Origin of the sequence: Bacillus sp. AR8-1, assembly GCF_008042345.1 — a bacterium.
Lineage (GTDB): Bacteria > Bacillota > Bacilli > Bacillales > Bacillaceae_G > Bacillus_A > Bacillus_A cereus.
This window is the reverse complement of the sequence record NZ_QNUB01000044.1, coordinates 1-16,620: the sequence shown is the minus strand read 5'-3', so window position 1 is coordinate 16,620 and position 16,620 is coordinate 1. Positions and strand designations below refer to the sequence as shown.

Genomic DNA, 16,620 nt, shown 5'->3' with positions numbered 1-16,620 from the left:
TAAACTACTTATCCCTGCTTTCACGAATGTATATTTTGTTCTAGCCCTTTACATTTTTCGCAAAAACTTGCTGTTTGCTCATTTCCGCAAATTGTAAACTCAAGAAATTTACTCTTTAACTCTTGAACCATCTTCGTTCCAATCCCCACATGACGATGGGACGGATTTACACTTAAATGCTGGATTTCTAATACTTGATTCTCTTTTTTTACAATCCCCATTATTCCAACAAAATCTTCATTTTCTTTCCACAAATACAATTGCCAATCATCTTTTGCTTCATATTCTTTCATTGTCAATTGTAATGTTTTCACATCTTTTTCAGTTGGCATAAACGAAAGAAGCCCCATTGCAATTTTTTCATAACTTTTTTTAAAACGAATTAACATAACCCTTATCCCTTCTCACAAAAGTTACAAACTAGTAATCCCCTCAATCACTCTTTTCATATCACATTCATTTTACAATATTTTCAACAGAGTGAGAAGAGTCTAAAACAACTTGATAATCATACAAAGCGAAAAGAAGAAAGTCAAATCTATGTTTCAGCACTATTCCTTTAATAAATAGAGTGAAAAAAATAAAATTTTATATGGAATGAAAAGAAACATATCATTCAACATCACTTCGTTAATAGTTCCCCTAAAACAGCACAATTCTAGCAAAATTAATATAACAAAAAATATTTGTTGAAACATATAATGTAATGTATTCTATGTAATTTGTTAAAGCTTTGTTCTCACAAGCAATATATTTTAGCAACAATACTACTTGTATGATGAGCTATAGAAGAAGTACTCAATCTCATTAAAAATAAAAAAGAGAGCAAAAGCTCTCTTTTTCCTTACCTTATTCTTCCCAAACTTTAACTTCTTTCATTACATCGCCTTGACGCATTTTTAATACTGTTTCAATACCGCTTGTTGCTTTACCAAATACAGTATGAACGCCATCTAAATGTGGCTGTGGCTCATGAACAACAAAGAATTGGCTACCGCCTGTGTTACGGCCAGCGTGAGCCATAGAAAGTGATCCTACAAGGTGTTTATGAGGGTTTCCATCAGTTTCACATGGAATAGAGTAACCTGGACCACCAGCACCTGTACCTGTTGGGTCTCCACCTTGGCTTACGAAGCCAGGAATAACACGGTGGAATGTAACACCGTCATAAAATCCTTGCTCTGCTAATTTTTTAAAGTTTTCTACTGTTTTTGGCGCTTCTTCTGGGAAAAATTCCAATTCGATTTTTTCACCGTTTTCCATTAATATGTATCCTAAAGTTTTCATATGTATATGTCTCCTTTCAACTATCTCAGCACTATATTACCACATTCATGACTAGAAACAAAAAGAATCCGACAATCTAGATACTTCTTTTTTAAAATGCGGAAAAAGCTAGGTGACAAATAAGAAATATATACTATAATAACTTTGTTGCCCGAAAATTTTAGAAAGAGAAAGGGAGCGGTTTTTCGTGAAAACGAAATTATTAGCTCTGCTATTAGCTGTAACGGTATTTATGATGCCAACAGCTTCATTTGCAGACATCATCGAGGGAGAATCAATTGTTACACTAGGAGAGAACTTATCCGAACAACAAAAACAAGATCTGTTAAAAGAAATGAAAGCACCGAAAGATGCTACAATTATTACTGTATCTAATGCGGAAGAACATAAATTTCTAGAAGGCATTGTTCCAAAAGCACAAATTGGTACGAGAGCAATTTCTTCTTCTATGATTACATACACAAAACCAGGATCTGGTCTTATTGTGCGATCAAAGAACATTAACTGGGTAACAGATGCAATGTACACTAACGCTTTGATTACAGCAGGTGTAAAAGATGCAGAAATTCAAATTACTGCACCTTTTAAAGTTTCAGGAACTGCAGCTTTAACTGGATTAATGAAAGCATATGAAACTGCGTCCAATAAACCAATTCCGGAAGAAGTTAAAAAAGTAGCGAATGAAGAAATGGTACAAACAGCCCAGCTTGGTGATAAAATTGGTGAAGAAAAAGCAGTTCAACTTGTTGCAAAAATTAAAGAAGAAATTGCAAAAGAACAGCCAAAAACAACAGAAGATTTACGTTCATTAATTAAAAAAATTGCTGATCAACTCGGCATTACATTAACAGATGAACAATTAGATAACCTAGTAGCGTTATTTGATAAAATGAAGAATCTTAATATCGATTGGAATCAAGTTGGTAGTCAATTAAACAAAGCAAAAGAACACGTTTCTGCCTTTTTAGGATCTGAAGAAGGACAAAGTTTTCTAGATAAAGTGAAAGATTTCTTCTCAAGTATCATTGATTTTGTTAAATCTTTATTCAAGTAAAAAAGAAGCCCGCCAGTGACGGGCTTCTTTTTTATACAAGTAACGGTAATTTCATAACAGCCTCTTCAACCGAACGCACTATATGATTTGCTTTCTCCTTTACATATGGATGGGCATGATGAAGAGTAAATGAATGCGGGGTTACTTCAAACATAGAAATATCATTGAAAGAATCTCCAATACAAGCAACTTCATTTGCTTCAATTTGCAAATGGTCCATTATTCGTTTTAGAGCACTCCCCTTACTCACGCCTCTTGGCATAATATCAACATAGCGTTTACCTGATATAAAAACTTCCGCTTCGCCTTGAAACGTATCTCGTAGCTCTTGATCTAATGTCACAATTTTCTCTTCTTCTCCAAAAACAAACAATTTTGCAGGGTGTACAGTCTTACCAAACTCTTCTTCTAACGCTTCAATTTCGGCGATATGCACGCCCATATACGCTTCAAAATTATGGTGATGTTCATTTTTCCTTTTTGTATATCGTTGCTCATTTGCACAAACAATATCCGCTAGTCCTTTTTTATGTATATATCGATATATTTCCTGGGCAACCGTATTTTCAAAACTCGATTCATGAAATAAATTCCCATCTGGAAGTAACATTGTCGCTCCATTTAAGCCAGTTATGTAATATGGGAATGAAAACCTTTTTACAACTTCATCAATTCTGTGTGTAAAGCGGCCAGAGGCAAAACAAATATTTGTCCCTTTCTCAGCTAACCAACACAGCGCACGTTCATCTTCTTTTTGCATATGATTCACATCGTAAACGAGCGTGTCATCTAAATCACTTACAAATAATTTAATCATGTACTCTTCCCCTTCCATACACAATATCTACTCTAAGTGTACACAAAAAATGTTTGATTTTTGTTAAAAAACAATAAATTTTTACTAAAAAAATAAACGGGTGTATAATCCCGTTTATTTTTGTCTTTTTACATTTTGAGGTCTTACAATACTTGGTCGTACTTTTAAACTAGACATCGTTGGACGGAGTAAAATTTTTGTTAACGCGCCCCAATCAAATGGTAAAAACGGCCATAAATAAGGTGTTTGTAAACTTTTTATAGACGTTAAAAATAAAATTAATATCGTCATACCAATTACAAATCCCATCTCATGGAAGAGACCTGTTAAAATAATAACAAACAATTTCCCAACCTTATTTCCTAATCCTAATTCATAACTCGGTGTTGCATATGCACCAATCATCGAAACCGCTACATACAAAATTACTTCTGGCACAAACAAACCTACATCAATTGCAATTTGACCAATTAATATGGCGGAAATCAACCCTGCTGCAGACGATAATGGGGTTGGAGTATGAATAGCAGCCATCCTTAAAAACTCAAGTCCGACCTCTGCCATTAACACCTGTAATAGGATTGGTAAATGCGTCATCTTAGTCGGTCCAATAAAAGCAAGATTTGCTGGTAAAAGAGTTGGATCAAATACAAACACTAACCAAAATGGTAATAAAAATAACGAGAATATAACACCTAAAAAGCGCACCCAGCGTAAAAATGTACCGACAGCTGGATTTTGTCTAAACTCTTCTGCATGCTGTAAATGGTGAAAATATGTTGTCGGTGTAATCATAGCACTTGGCGATGTGTCAACAAGTACTAACACATGTCCTTCTAGTAGATGATTTGCTGCTACATCTGGCCTTTCTGTATATCGAATAAGCGGGAATGGGTTATAGCTTTGCTTTACAACAAATTCTTCTACTGTTTTATCCGCCATCGTAATTCCATCTACATCAATGTTATTTAATTCTTGTTTTATAATCTTTACTAAATCTGGATTTGCAACATCTTGAACGTATGTAATACAAATATCCGTTTGTGATCTATCTCCTACTCGAACCATTTCATTTCGAAGTCGTGGATCTCGAATTCTCCTACGAATTAACGCTGTATTTACAACGATATTTTCAACAAATCCATCCCTCGCACCGCGTACTACCTTTTCGGTATCTGGTTCTGTCGGTGTTCGCCCTGGATAACTACGAACATCAATCGCGAACGCTTCCGTTTCACCTTCCACAAATATCACAATGAGCCCTGATAATACTTGGAGCATTACCTCATCCATCGTTTTCACTTTGCTTACTTGTTGATGGATTAAGCGATTCTCTAAAAGCTTCACTGTATCTTCTTCTACATCCCTTATCTCATTTGTATCCACCGCTTCTTCTAAAATAGGGATAATATAATTTGTATCACAAAGTCCGTTTACAAATAACACACCGATTTCTTTATTCAAAATTTGAAATTTACGAATGCCAACATCGTATGTAACGCCTAGTCCAACTGTCTGCTTTAAATAATTTTCATTATCACTTATGAAAGTTGATATAGGGATATCCACTTTTTTAGGCTTCGTCATAAAAACCACTCCTTTCCAAAATTAATTGAATCGCTTTTCTAGTAATAGGTGATCCTCTCTCCCATTCATCATTCCCGCACATCTTACCAATGTCACCGACTCCAACGATGACAGGAACATTCAAGTCATCTAAACAATAAATTGTATCTCCGCTAATTCTGCCAATTTCACCATCTGGAAGTCCAAATTTATCAACACCGTATTCGGTTAAATTTCCGTTCCGATCTACACTTACATCTACACGTGCCCATTCCCAATGATGCGTATTAGACGCTACCGCTAAAATACCGAGCACATCAATTTGTTTATGGGTAGCTACATATTTTAAAGCCTTTTCACCAGATCCTTCTCCAATAAATCCACTGTCATCAAACATGACAAATACAGGGTCATATGGCGTTTGCATAATAAGCTCAACAACTTTTTTCCCTGTCAATTTGGTTGGATTACTTTGTGATGCTGAAATACACCTTCCCCCAAATTCCTTTGTTAAAAGCTCAATTGTCCGCTTTGCATATTCATCTCCATCTGTGACCAAAACAACCCTTCGTCTCATTTGATTTATCCTTTCGGTTTACATATAAGTGCTATAAAAAACGAAAACAATATCGCTGCGGAAATGCCCGCAGACGTTAAACTAAACATGCCAATACCAATTCCTAAATATCCATGTTTTTCTGCTGCATGCATTGCTCCGTGCAATAGTGAATGTCCAAAACTTGTAATAGGGACTGTTGCTCCAGCACCTGCAAACTTTATTAGTTTATCGTACAATCCAAATCCATCTAAAATTGCTCCGATGACTACAAAAGTTGCCATTAAATGAGCTGGTGTTAACTTTGCGAAATCTAACAATAGTTGCCCAATTACACAAATAGCTCCACCTACAAGAAATGCATATATAAAATCCACAATTCACTCTCCTTTAACTCTCTCAAATACGACACCATGTGCAATTGTTGGAATCGTTTCTTTCTGTTGCATCATTATCGGGCTTAATAATGCGCCAGTGGCAACGACAAAAATTCGTTGTAAATTCCCTTTTTGCATCTCGTGTAATAAATGGCCATATGTGACAACTGCTGAACAAGCGCAACCACTACCACCTGCAAACACTTCTTCTTGACTTGATTCATAAATCATTAATCCGCAATCATTGTATATATGTCCAAGATCGTAACCTTCCTCAAGTAAAAGTTGTTTTGCAATCGGTGTCCCAACAGCTGATAAATCACCCGTAACAATCAAATCATAGTCATCGGCACTTCTTCTTAAATCTTCAAAATGCTGTTGAATTGTATGAGCTGCTGCTGGAGCCATCGCTGCCCCCATATCCAAAGGATTTGTGATTCCTAAATCTTGCACTTTTCCGATTGTAGCCGCCGTAATTTTAATTGCACTTTTTTCATTACTAATTAATATAGATCCTGCACCAGTCACAGTTGAATTTGCTGTCCCTGGTTTTTGCCCACCGTACTCTGTTGGATAGCGAAATTGTCTTTCAGCCGTTGCATTATGACTACTTACTGTAGCTAAGACACGATTTGCAAATCCACCGTCTATAAAAGCTGATCCAACTGCTAAAGTCTCCATAGACGTCGCACAGGCGCTAAACATTCCTAAAAAAGGAATGCCCCACTTACGCGCAACATAATTTGCTGTCACTGTTTGATTTAATAAATCTCCCGCTAAAAAGAAATCAATTTGCGATGTTTTTATATTCCCTTTTTGCACTGCTTGTTGAATTGAGTCTGACATTAATCTTCGTTCGGCGAGCTCCCAATTTTCCTCTCCACAATGCAAGTCATCATATGAAATATCAAAATCTTTTCCAAGAGGGCCCTCAGCTTCTTTCGGACCGACAGCAGTACCCGTTGCATTCACATATATATCGTTTTGAAATACCCACGTTTGTTTTCCGGTCAACCTCATACTAGCCCCTCCTTTAAGACATAAAAATTTTAAAGGTATACCTTATTAACCCAATGATATATGCACCAACAACCCCAAATACAATCACACTTCCTGCCAGTTTAAACATATTTGTCGCAATCCCTAGAACAATCCCTTCACTCTTATGTTCTAAGGCAGCGCTCGCCATAGAATTTGCAAATCCTGTTACCGGTACCGCTGATCCTGCTCCAGCAAATTGACCGATTTTATCATATACACCACATCCTGTTAAAATCGCGGATAATAAAACAAGCGTTGCAACAGTTGGGTTTCCTGCCTCTTGTTCACTGAAGTGAAAATAATGTATATAAAATTTCATCAATACTTCTCCAACTGTACAAATGAGTCCACCTACAAGAAATGCTTTGATACAATTTAGTAAATAGTTTGGCTTTGGATGATACTCCTTCACTTTATTTATGTAATCATCCTTCAATTTCTGACTTGTCATTTATATACTGCCTCCTACTTTACGAAATAAATCCAGTGAAACAACGAGCCTATTACTTTCCCAAGTACAAGAGCAACGAGTAAAACAATAATCTTCCCCTCTATCCCTACTCGTTTCGCTAAAATAGGTAGAACATTTAACACCTCTGTTAATGCCGCAGCGAGCATTCCAATGAACGTACCACAAAATAGCCCTAATATAACGAGCCAATATTGCGACGTTTGAAATGTAATGTTTTTCAAACTGCACCAAGCCCCTGTTAAAGTACCTGCAATGACTGCCCACTCAAAATATTGAATATGCTTTCCACTTCTCGTTAATTGAGCTAAACGGGGGATTATACCAAGTACAGCTAAAAATGCGACATATCCGCTACCTACCGCTATCCCTCCAGCTAAACCAATTAAAATAACAAATCCAGACTCAATCATCGGCAAGTTGTTTCATATTATCCTTGTTTTCATTAACGATTACATACTGATCAAGCGACTGTTGGTATTGAAACATCTCAACTTCTAACGGACTCGGCTCTTCATTAATTCGTTTTTGAAATACATGATTAAAGAATAGAACCATCCCTAAGCCAAGACCTACAGAATAAGGAATTTGAAATAAAAGTGGCTGTGCATTAAATTCTCCAGTAATCATGTAATATAACCGTTGATGTACTTGTTGCATACTTACATCCTCATGGAAATAAATGATTGCAAGAGCTGCTCCAATAAAAAGTAATAACCATACAAGTCCAAAGAAAACTGGGTGCACTTTCTTTTTTTCATAAATAATTTCAACAAGAGTTTGTCCAGAACCGAGTAAATTAATTTGTATGTGAGCCGCTTTTCGCCTAATGATCTCAATTATCTTCATAACATCAATTACAACATGCGTCTTATCGTGTGCTGTTATTTTGTAAACAATCTCATTTTGTAACGCTTCAACTACGAAAGCATCTCCAGCAAGCTGAGCAACATCACCTAGCTTCACTTCATACGAAGGAGAAACTTTTAAACGATTGCGCATTTTAATATAAATCGTTTGTTCCAACTTTCATTCACCCCTTCACTCTTCCTCGTAGTTGTAGTATGGTTATTGAATTTTTTTCTAATACAATTTTTTCATAAAAAAACATCTGCACCATTTTGGTACAGATGTTTTTTACTTATGCCTTTTTCTTAAATAAGTTTGCAATACTTAATGCAAGCCCTCCCCAAATGACTACGATTCCAATAACCATCATCATAATCGCTGATCCACTCATTATGAAACACCTCGATCTTTCCATTCTTTTTCAAGCTTGGCAGAATCCGAATGAATTTGTGCATCCCATTTTTTCAGACCAATGATTATTGCAACTATGAGGAATGCTGCTGCTATCGACCAACCATACATTACAACAAACTCAGTCGGATAATCTCCGTAGTTCTTTTTAATATTTTGGATTGTACCATCAATTAGCATATACCCTAACATAAGCGGAGTAATAACGAGTAAACTCACTCTCCAAAACGTTCCTAATTTAATATCAGATACAAAGTTTGCATGATTTTGATAAACTGGTAAACGACGTAAAATGAGCCCTATCGTAACTACTTCCGCAAGTGCAATTGTAATTAATCCGAAATTATTAGCGAAATAGTCGACAACATCTAAGAACATAAGCCCACCACGTGTTGCAAAAACAAGAGAAACTAACACGAGAAGGGTTCCCATAATTCCAATAGTTTTTTCCCGACTTAAACTGAATTTTTCAGATACAGCGGCAAAGCATACTTCCGCGAGTGAAATAAGTGATGTAATTCCAGCAACCGTTAACGATAAGAAAAATAAAACACCAAACAACGGTGACATCGGCAATTCATTAATAATTTGGGGAAATACTACGAACGCAAGCCCAACGCCAGCACTTGCTACTTTATCAACCGGTACTCCCATATTATTTGCCATAAATCCAAGAGCTGCAAAGACCCCAATACCTGCTAATAATTCAAATCCTGAGTTTGCAAATCCAGTAATAAAGGCATTATTTGTTGTATCCGAGTTTTTCGGTAAATAACTAGAATACGTAATCATAATTCCAAATGCTAAAGATAAACTAAAGAATATTTGACCGTAAGCAGCAAGCCATACTTTCCCATCAAAAATACGACTCCAATCTGGTTTAAAGAATGCATCTAGTCCTTGCATAGCACCTTCCATCGTCACTGCACGAACAACGATAATAAGGAACATAACAACTAATAAAGGAATAAATATACGGTTAACAACTTCGATTCCTTTTTTAACTCCTTTAAATGCAACGCCAAGCACAATAATCCAAACGAGAGCTAACGGAATTAATACTTCTGGTACAAGTCCTCCAAATTGTCCTGGCTTATCTGCAACATGTAAGTACTCTTTAAATAAAAATGATTGCGTGTCTTTTCCCCATGCTCCAGTAATTGCAAAGTATGTATACGATATAGACCAAGCAATAATCACTGCATAATATGTTGAAACGATAAATGTTACGCACATTTGCCACCATCCAATAAATTCTGCACGCGGGCTAATACGGAAAAATGTAAGTGGTGCTGAGCCACGATGACGATGACCAAGGGCAAACTCAAACGCTAACAATGAAATACCAGTCGTTAATAATGCAAATAAATACGGTAAAAAGAATGCTCCTCCTCCATTTTCATACGCTGTATAAGGAAAACGCCATATGTTTCCTAATCCAACGGCAGATCCGACCGCTGCGAAAATAAATCCAGCCCTCGTTCCCCATTGTTGCCTCGTTTCCATTTTTCCTTCCCCCTTTATGACAAGTTCATACTTGGATTACATTTTAAATTGACTAAATTATAAATAAATTCTGTTAATTTTTACGAAAATTAACATCGCTCTCCTATTAACGGCATAAAAAGATCGAATAGACAATTATTCGTCTATTCGATCTTTCATCTGTTTTAATATTTTCTTTTCAAGTCTTGAAACTTGTACTTGCGAAATGCCTATGCGCTCTGCTACTTCTGACTGAGTTTGATCTTTATAGTAACGCAAGTATACAATTAAGCGCTCTCGTTCATCTAGTTCTCTAATCGCTTCTTTTAAAGCAATTTTATCGAACCATTTCGTTTCAGATTGATCTGCAATTTGATCTAAAATAGTGATTGGATCTCCATCGTTTTCATATACAGTTTCATGTATAGATGAAGGCGCCCGGCTCGCTTCTTGTGCTAGAACAACTTCCTCTGGCGTTAGTTCTAGTGCCTCTGCCACTTCATTAATCGTTGGAGCCCTTCCGAATTCTTTCGAAAGCTCATCTCTCATCTTTCGAATTTTGTTTCCTGTTTCTTTTAAAGACCTACTAACTTTCACTGATCCATCATCGCGTAAGAAACGTTGTATTTCACCAATAATCATTGGAACTGCATATGTTGAAAATTTCACGTCGAAAGATAAATCAAATTTATCTACCGATTTCAAGAGCCCAATACATCCAATTTGAAATAAATCGTCTGGTTCGTATCCTCGATTAAGAAACCGCTGTACAACCGACCAAACGAGGCGCATATTACTTTGAACGATTGTATCTCTCGCTTGTTGATCTCCATCTTGACTTTTTTGAATTAACGCTTTTAGCTCGTGGTCCTTTAACTGAGGTTTCTTCTTCTCATTTTTGACCTCTATGTCCATAGGCTATTCTCCTTAATTGCATAGAGCGTTACTATTTGATAAGTATTTTGTCAAATGGATTGTTGTCCCGAAAGATTCGTTTGAAATAACTTCTACTTCATCCATAAAATTTTCCATGATAGTAAATCCCATTCCGGAACGCTCTAATTCAGGTTTAGTTGTAAAAAGGGGTTGTCTCGCTTCATCTAAGTTAAAGATTCCAATCCCTTCATCTCGAATCGTGAGTTTCACCATTGCTTCTTCCAAAATTACAGAAATATAAACAATACCTTCTGCATTTCCTTCGTATCCATGAATAATTGCATTTGTAACCGCTTCTGACACAACTGTTTTAATCTCCGTTAATTCTTCCATCGTTGGATCTAGTTGTGCAATGAAAGCCGCCACTGTAACGCGAGCGAATGATTCATTTTGACTTAATGCTGAAAATTGAAGGTTCATTTCATTTCTCATCTATGCCACCCCCAACGTCGCGAGCGCGTGCGCTTCACTTTCTTCTAAGCGAACGATTTTGAATAAGCCCGACATTTCAAATAAACGCTTAACAGGCGGTGAAATTGCACAAACAACCATTTCTCCACCTAATCCCTTTACGTGTTTATATCGGCCTAATATAACACCTAGACCAGAACTATCCATAAACGATAAGTTCTCTAGGCTCAAAACAATATGATGAACACCATGTGTCTCAATCATATCTGTTACTTTCGTTCGCAACTCTTCAGCCGTATGATGATCTAATTCACCCTCTAGTCTCACACATAGGACGTCACGTTTTACTTCTAATTGCATGGAAAGACTCACACGATTTCCTCCTTATGCTCAAACTTTACTTATTCACATACATAAAGATTTTCGTGATATAAAATAAGAATCCTTCCTGCTGACAAAAGAAGAACTATTTCGTCATAAAGTGAAACCTTTCAGCATTATTCACTTACATACGAATAGAAAAGCGGCAAAATATTTGCCGCTATTTTGATGTTGAAAACATCCCAAAACTTCTTTTAAATAACTCCCACCAGCTCGCTGCAGCAACATCTTCTTTTGCTATAATTGTTTGTTTTAATAAAACATCTTTATCTTTTTTTATAACAAGGGTGCCAAGCGCGTCACCTTTTTTAATCGGTGCTTTTACTTTCTTTTCAGCAATTACTTCTTGTTTTACCTTGTCCATATTCTCGCCCTTCTTCATAAGAAGAGAAACATTATCTGACGCAACTAAATCTACTTTTTCTTTTTTCCCTTTTCCTACTTGAACTGTCTTAATTTTTTCGCCGCGCGTATACAATTTCTTTGTCATATATTGTCCAAATGCATAGTCAAGAAGCTTTGTCACTTGGTTGTTCCGTTCTTTTGATGTTGGTGCTCCCATGACAACTGAAATGACACGCATACCATTTTTTTCAGCCGATGCTGTTAAACAATATTTCGCTTCTGTCGTAAAACCTGTTTTTACTCCATCTACGCCAGGATAAAAACGTACTAGTTTATTCGTATTAACGAGCCAAAACTTTTTATCCGTATCTTCACGTAAATAATCTTCGTACTTACCTGTGTATTTACGAATAAGTGGATACTTCATCAATTCTCTCGCCATTATAGCCATATCATTTGCTGTCGAATAATGGTCTTTGGCCGGAAGACCTGTTGGATTTTGAAAATGTGTATTTTTCAGCCCTAAATCTTTCGCCTTTTTGTTCATCATATTTACAAATCCTTCTTCTGAACCTGCGATGTGCTCGGCTACTGCAACAGATGCGTCATTTCCAGATGCAATTGCAATACCCTTTAACATCTCATTTACAGTCATCTCTTCCCCAGGTTCTAAAAAGATTTGCGATCCACCCATTGAAGCTGCATGTTCGCTTGCTCTAACTTTATCGGTCAGTTTTAGTTTTCCTTTTTCAACTTGTTCCATAATTAAAAGCATTGTCATAATCTTTGTCATACTAGCAGGTGGTAATTTTTCATTTGGGTTTTTATCAAATAAAACTTTACCTGTATCTTGCTCAATTACGATTGCTGACGACGCTTGTTCCGCTAACTTCGGCGTTGTTTCTTCTGTTTTCTCCTGCTTCGTTTTTTCAGATTGCGCAAAACTCACTGAAGTTCCAGAAAGCAATAACATGAAACAAACAAGTATTCCAAAAACTCGCTTCATGACTAACCCTCCATTCTATATCAGACCTATTTTTTCCAATTCTCCTTTTTTTAATACCAATTTTTTCTATTATTTTCAGTTGACAAATACATTCGTCCCCTATATTGTATTAAGTGTATTACACATAGTAGTACACTTAATACATATGAGGAAGGAGAGATTGCTCTTGCATATTCAACTTGATCCAAGAAGCAACACTCCGATATGGGAACAAATTGTTCAAAATATAAAAGAACTCGTATTGAAAAACATGTTGGCTCCAAGTGATAAACTTCCTTCTGTACGCGAACTCGCTTCTTTACTCGTTATAAATCCAAATACAGTGAGTAAAGCGTATCAAGAGTTAGAGCGACAAGGAATTATTGAAACGTTACGAGGAAAAGGAACATTTGTATCCCAATCGATTACCCCAACATTAGACGAAAGGAAAATCGCTATGGTTGAAAAGCAATTTCATCAATTACTATTAGAAGCCTCTTATCTTGGTATTACGAAAGATAAAATTCATGATTGGATAGATTCATACTATAAAGAGATTGGAGGGAATACGAATGTTGAAAGTGACAAGCTTGAAGAAAACAATTGATAATCAAACAATTTTAGACGATGTTTCTTTCACATTACAAAAAGGTAGTATCGTCGGATTACTTGGAAGAAATGGTGCGGGGAAAACAACTTTATTACGAACGATAGTCGGCATTTTAGACCCAGATGAGGGAACTGTTACATATGAGGATATCGACATTCATAAGAATCCTGAAACGAAACAAAAAATCGTATATGTCCCGGATTCTACTAACATACTGAACGGTTATACAGTAAAAGAAATCGTGAAGTTTTATAAAGCAGTTTATACCGCATTTGATGAACCATATTTCTACGAACTACTAGAACGTTTCAACTTACCAAACAAACGAATTCGTAGTTATTCAAAAGGAATGAAGGCACTGCTTGCCATCATTTTAGCTGTTGCTGCACAGGCAGAATATATTATTTTAGATGAACCAACAAACGGACTTGATCCTATCGTTAAAAGACAGATTTTACAGTTTCTCGTTGGAGAAGTTGCAGAAAAAGAGATTACCATTTTCATATCTACCCATCATTTAGATGAAGTTGAACAAATTGCAGATACAATCATCATATTAAAAGGACATACCGTATCTTCTATTACATCACTAGACGATGCAAAATCACAATTTGCTAAAATTCAAGTTGCTTATGAACGATCATTACCTCAAAAACTAGAAAACTTGAGCAATATTAAAATATTAAATCAAACGGGAAAAGTATATACGATTTTAATTGAAGGAAATGTAGCTGTAACGCTTGAGAAGTTTTATAAAGAGCAACCTATACTCATTGAAGAATTAACAATGTCACTTGAAGATGTCTTCGTTACGACACTGGAGGAGGATGGGTATGTTTCATAAGGCGTTGTGGATGTGGAATTGGAAGCGCGGGAAATATGCTGTGTTACTTTTTCTCTTCAGTTCACTTTATTTTTTATCTTTCGAATACTATCAAGCAGCAGAAACTCAACAGTCTCTCTTTCTCCATCCAGAAAAAATAGGTGAAGAAAAGTTCTACTATCATTATTCTTTTCATTCTTCTAATAGCTTTTGGTTAGGTATTATTACAATTATCCTATCCTGTATATTAATTGGCTGGGAGCGAAGTAATCAAAATGGAGATTCACTTATGACATTTCCATTTAAAAGACGTGATATGTTCTTATCGAAGTGGGTTTTTGGTGGATTTTTCATTGTACTATCATTTCTAATCAATTGGGGTCTTATGTATTTTATTTATAAATCTACGATTCACTTTGAATATCAATCTTTCGAACCGTTTCATCGATATTTCTTGTATGCAATTTTCACATATATCGCTATCTATACTGTCTCTTTATGTATAGGTACATTTACTGGCAGTATTATTTCACAAAGCATCTTCAGCATTACTTTTTGCATAATGGGAATGGGAATCTTTTCACTCTTACTCCTTTTCTTTACAGCTCATGCTGAAGCAATACACGAAAATAAAAGTTATACAAGTTTCGAAAACGTTTATAAATTCAATAAAAAAACCAACATTTCAAGCGCTATATTAGACTTTTCAATTAGTTATAATTACCACCCTACTGCCCAATCAGATGAAGATCATGGAAAAGTAATACAAAGGGGACCTACTTTTCATAGTTATTACTCTGCAAAAATAATACTTGTTCCTATCTTCTATACAATTTTCAGTTTGCTTATTGGGATGTTTCTCTATGCAAGGTCACCTAATGAACATAATAAGAAAATTTTCCTTTTTCCAAAATACAACTCACTCTGGATGTGGTGTACTACCTTTTATTTTGCATTAATAGGTGGGCAAATGTTAAAACGTTTTGATTTATTATTTAGTTACTATGTTGGATTCTTTTTATTCGGAATCGTCACTTATTTTATATTATCACGTCTTACAAACTATAAAGTTTTTTAAAGGAGAGATCCTATGTTTCAAAAAGCATTATGGGTGCATACCTACAAACAAAGTAAATATATTGTTTGGCTACTTTGGTTAGTAAGTTTTTATGTACTATCATATAAATACTATTTAGCAGCTGCCGAGCAATTAAAATATTTTCATGAACATAATGAATGGAAATATATATACCGATACTATTATCAACTTTCACTTCCCGATGCTATCATGGTTCAAGGAGGACTCCTTATTATATTAGCCTGCATTCTTATTGGATGGGAACGTCAAAATCAATCAAGTGACATTTTATGGTCTATGCCATTTAAACGAAAACATCTCTTCATAACGAAATGGCTTTTTGGTGTGTGTAATATTGTAGCTATCGTTATACTAAATTGGGGACTTTTTGCTATTATGAAAAAGACAACCTTTCATAATAAGTATCAAATATTTTCACCATTTCATACTTACTTCTTGTACATGGTTATCATCTTAATTGCTATCTATACACTTGCATTATGCATAGGAACAATTGCTGGTAATATGATTTCACAAGGATTCTTCAGTGTTGCTATACTTGGATTCCCTTTTATTTTGCCGACTCTAATTGCCGGAGCTATTTCTATTCATACGGTTGGACTTACTTCCAATCATACCGTCTATACGGAGGAAAATGTAGATCGTTACGGTTCAGTAATAGAAAAAATGAGTATTTTAGCGCCCGTTCGTGGATTCAATATTAATTTTAATTACGATCCTCAACGTGCTTATACTGATCAACAAGGCGTACGTCATGATGAACCTAATTTTACGTATATTCCTTCAGCAACAAAACTTACCGGTCCAATTGCAAATATACTTATTCTATTCCCTTTAGGAATGTACTTATATACAAGATCACCTAATGAACAAAACGGAAACTTTCTATTATATCCGAAGCTTAAAACACTATGTATGATATGTTGTGTAATCTTTATTGGAATGTTTGGAGGAATGGCAGCGGGCGGAAGTCGTTCTATCTTAAATTATTATATTGGTTTTATAGGGACCAGTACGATAGTCTACCTACTATTATCTCGCTTATTAAAATTTAAATTTTCTTGGCGTGTGAAATAACCTCCTCTTAAAGAGGAGGTTATTTTCAGGCTGTGGAGAAA

The 16,620-nt window shown here is 35.7% G+C and carries 21 protein-coding genes; 5 read left to right on the top strand and 16 right to left on the bottom strand.

What is annotated here, in order from left to right; all coding sequences use genetic code 11:
- Positions 1-20 precede the first annotated feature (20 nt).
- Positions 21-389, bottom strand: a complete 369-nt coding sequence (gene ribT / locus DN400_RS24565; protein WP_000908401.1) for a GNAT family N-acetyltransferase RibT — start codon at positions 387-389, stop codon at positions 21-23.
- A 460-nt stretch (positions 390-849) separates the two neighbouring features.
- Complete coding sequence (locus DN400_RS24560; RefSeq protein WP_000853788.1) at positions 850-1,287, bottom strand: peptidylprolyl isomerase; 438 nt, start codon at positions 1,285-1,287, stop codon at positions 850-852.
- 187 nt (positions 1,288-1,474) lie between these two features.
- Between DN400_RS24560 and DN400_RS24555 the strand changes: the two genes are divergently transcribed.
- Entirely contained in the window at positions 1,475-2,341 is an 867-nt protein-coding gene (locus DN400_RS24555) for a DUF1002 domain-containing protein (RefSeq protein WP_000850513.1), read from the top strand.
- 31 nt (positions 2,342-2,372) lie between these two features.
- On the opposite strand, the gene DN400_RS24550 is transcribed toward DN400_RS24555, so the two are convergent.
- The 14 genes from DN400_RS24550 to dacF form a co-directional block, all read right to left on the bottom strand.
- A complete protein-coding gene (locus tag DN400_RS24550) occupies positions 2,373-3,176 on the bottom strand; it encodes a Cof-type HAD-IIB family hydrolase (protein WP_147801995.1) in 804 nt (267 codons plus the stop codon).
- Positions 3,177-3,272: 96 nt separating this feature from the next.
- Positions 3,273-4,745, bottom strand: coding sequence for a spore germination protein SpoVAF (spoVAF, locus tag DN400_RS24545; RefSeq protein WP_000165595.1), 1,473 nt, complete (start codon positions 4,743-4,745; stop codon positions 3,273-3,275).
- Positions 4,732-5,301, bottom strand: a complete 570-nt coding sequence (gene spoVAEA, locus DN400_RS24540) for a stage V sporulation protein SpoVABEA (protein ID WP_001254416.1) — start codon at positions 5,299-5,301, stop codon at positions 4,732-4,734. The genes spoVAF and spoVAEA overlap by 14 nt, the downstream gene beginning before the upstream one ends.
- Positions 5,302-5,306: 5 nt before the next feature.
- A complete protein-coding gene (gene spoVAE, locus DN400_RS24535) occupies positions 5,307-5,657 on the bottom strand; it encodes a stage V sporulation protein AE (protein WP_000345907.1) in 351 nt (116 codons plus the stop codon).
- Positions 5,658-5,660: 3 nt separating this feature from the next.
- Positions 5,661-6,677, bottom strand: coding sequence for a stage V sporulation protein AD (spoVAD, locus tag DN400_RS24530; protein WP_001241138.1), 1,017 nt, complete (start codon positions 6,675-6,677; stop codon positions 5,661-5,663).
- A gap of 13 nt (positions 6,678-6,690) precedes the next feature.
- Entirely contained in the window at positions 6,691-7,149 is a 459-nt protein-coding gene (gene spoVAC / locus DN400_RS24525; RefSeq protein WP_000203808.1) for a stage V sporulation protein AC, read from the bottom strand.
- A 14-nt stretch (positions 7,150-7,163) separates the two neighbouring features.
- Positions 7,164-7,580, bottom strand: a complete 417-nt coding sequence (spoVAB, locus tag DN400_RS24520) for a stage V sporulation protein SpoVAB (RefSeq protein WP_043352414.1) — start codon at positions 7,578-7,580, stop codon at positions 7,164-7,166.
- The gene (locus tag DN400_RS24515; protein ID WP_016512343.1) at positions 7,573-8,193 is read right to left on the bottom strand and encodes a stage V sporulation protein AA; all 621 of its coding nucleotides are present in this window, start codon (positions 8,191-8,193) and stop codon (positions 7,573-7,575) included. The genes spoVAB and DN400_RS24515 overlap by 8 nt, the downstream gene beginning before the upstream one ends.
- A gap of 115 nt (positions 8,194-8,308) precedes the next feature.
- The gene (locus DN400_RS24510; protein ID WP_000016826.1) at positions 8,309-8,407 is read right to left on the bottom strand and encodes a methionine/alanine import family NSS transporter small subunit; all 99 of its coding nucleotides are present in this window, start codon (positions 8,405-8,407) and stop codon (positions 8,309-8,311) included.
- Positions 8,407-9,933, bottom strand: coding sequence for a sodium-dependent transporter (locus DN400_RS24505; RefSeq protein ID WP_098211070.1), 1,527 nt, complete (start codon positions 9,931-9,933; stop codon positions 8,407-8,409). The genes DN400_RS24510 and DN400_RS24505 overlap by 1 nt, the downstream gene beginning before the upstream one ends.
- Before the next feature lie 135 nt (positions 9,934-10,068).
- Positions 10,069-10,827 carry an RNA polymerase sporulation sigma factor SigF gene (gene sigF / locus DN400_RS24500; protein WP_000350729.1) on the bottom strand — a complete coding sequence of 253 codons (759 nt, stop codon included), beginning with the start codon at positions 10,825-10,827 and terminating at the stop codon, positions 10,069-10,071.
- 12 nt (positions 10,828-10,839) lie between these two features.
- Positions 10,840-11,280 carry an anti-sigma F factor gene (gene spoIIAB, locus DN400_RS24495; RefSeq protein ID WP_001243398.1) on the bottom strand — a complete coding sequence of 147 codons (441 nt, stop codon included), beginning with the start codon at positions 11,278-11,280 and terminating at the stop codon, positions 10,840-10,842.
- A complete protein-coding gene (gene spoIIAA / locus DN400_RS24490) occupies positions 11,281-11,631 on the bottom strand; it encodes an anti-sigma F factor antagonist (protein WP_000059135.1) in 351 nt (116 codons plus the stop codon).
- Between the two features lie 169 nt (positions 11,632-11,800).
- A complete protein-coding gene (dacF, locus tag DN400_RS24485) occupies positions 11,801-12,991 on the bottom strand; it encodes a serine-type D-Ala-D-Ala carboxypeptidase DacF (RefSeq protein WP_000831997.1) in 1,191 nt (396 codons plus the stop codon).
- 166 nt (positions 12,992-13,157) lie between these two features.
- Between dacF and DN400_RS24475 the strand changes: the two genes are divergently transcribed.
- From DN400_RS24475 to DN400_RS24460, 4 genes are read left to right on the top strand one after another with little or no spacing between them, the layout of a single operon-like run.
- Complete coding sequence (locus tag DN400_RS24475) at positions 13,158-13,577, top strand: GntR family transcriptional regulator (protein ID WP_000548028.1); 420 nt, start codon at positions 13,158-13,160, stop codon at positions 13,575-13,577.
- Complete coding sequence (locus DN400_RS24470) at positions 13,543-14,424, top strand: ABC transporter ATP-binding protein (RefSeq protein WP_097911998.1); 882 nt, start codon at positions 13,543-13,545, stop codon at positions 14,422-14,424. The genes DN400_RS24475 and DN400_RS24470 overlap by 35 nt, the downstream gene beginning before the upstream one ends.
- A complete protein-coding gene (locus DN400_RS24465) occupies positions 14,414-15,481 on the top strand; it encodes an ABC transporter permease (RefSeq protein ID WP_000468556.1) in 1,068 nt (355 codons plus the stop codon). Before DN400_RS24470 ends, DN400_RS24465 begins: the two co-directional genes overlap by 11 nt.
- Positions 15,482-15,493: 12 nt before the next feature.
- The gene (locus DN400_RS24460) at positions 15,494-16,579 is read left to right on the top strand and encodes an ABC-2 transporter permease (RefSeq protein WP_000486564.1); all 1,086 of its coding nucleotides are present in this window, start codon (positions 15,494-15,496) and stop codon (positions 16,577-16,579) included.
- Positions 16,580-16,620: the final 41 nt, after the last annotated feature.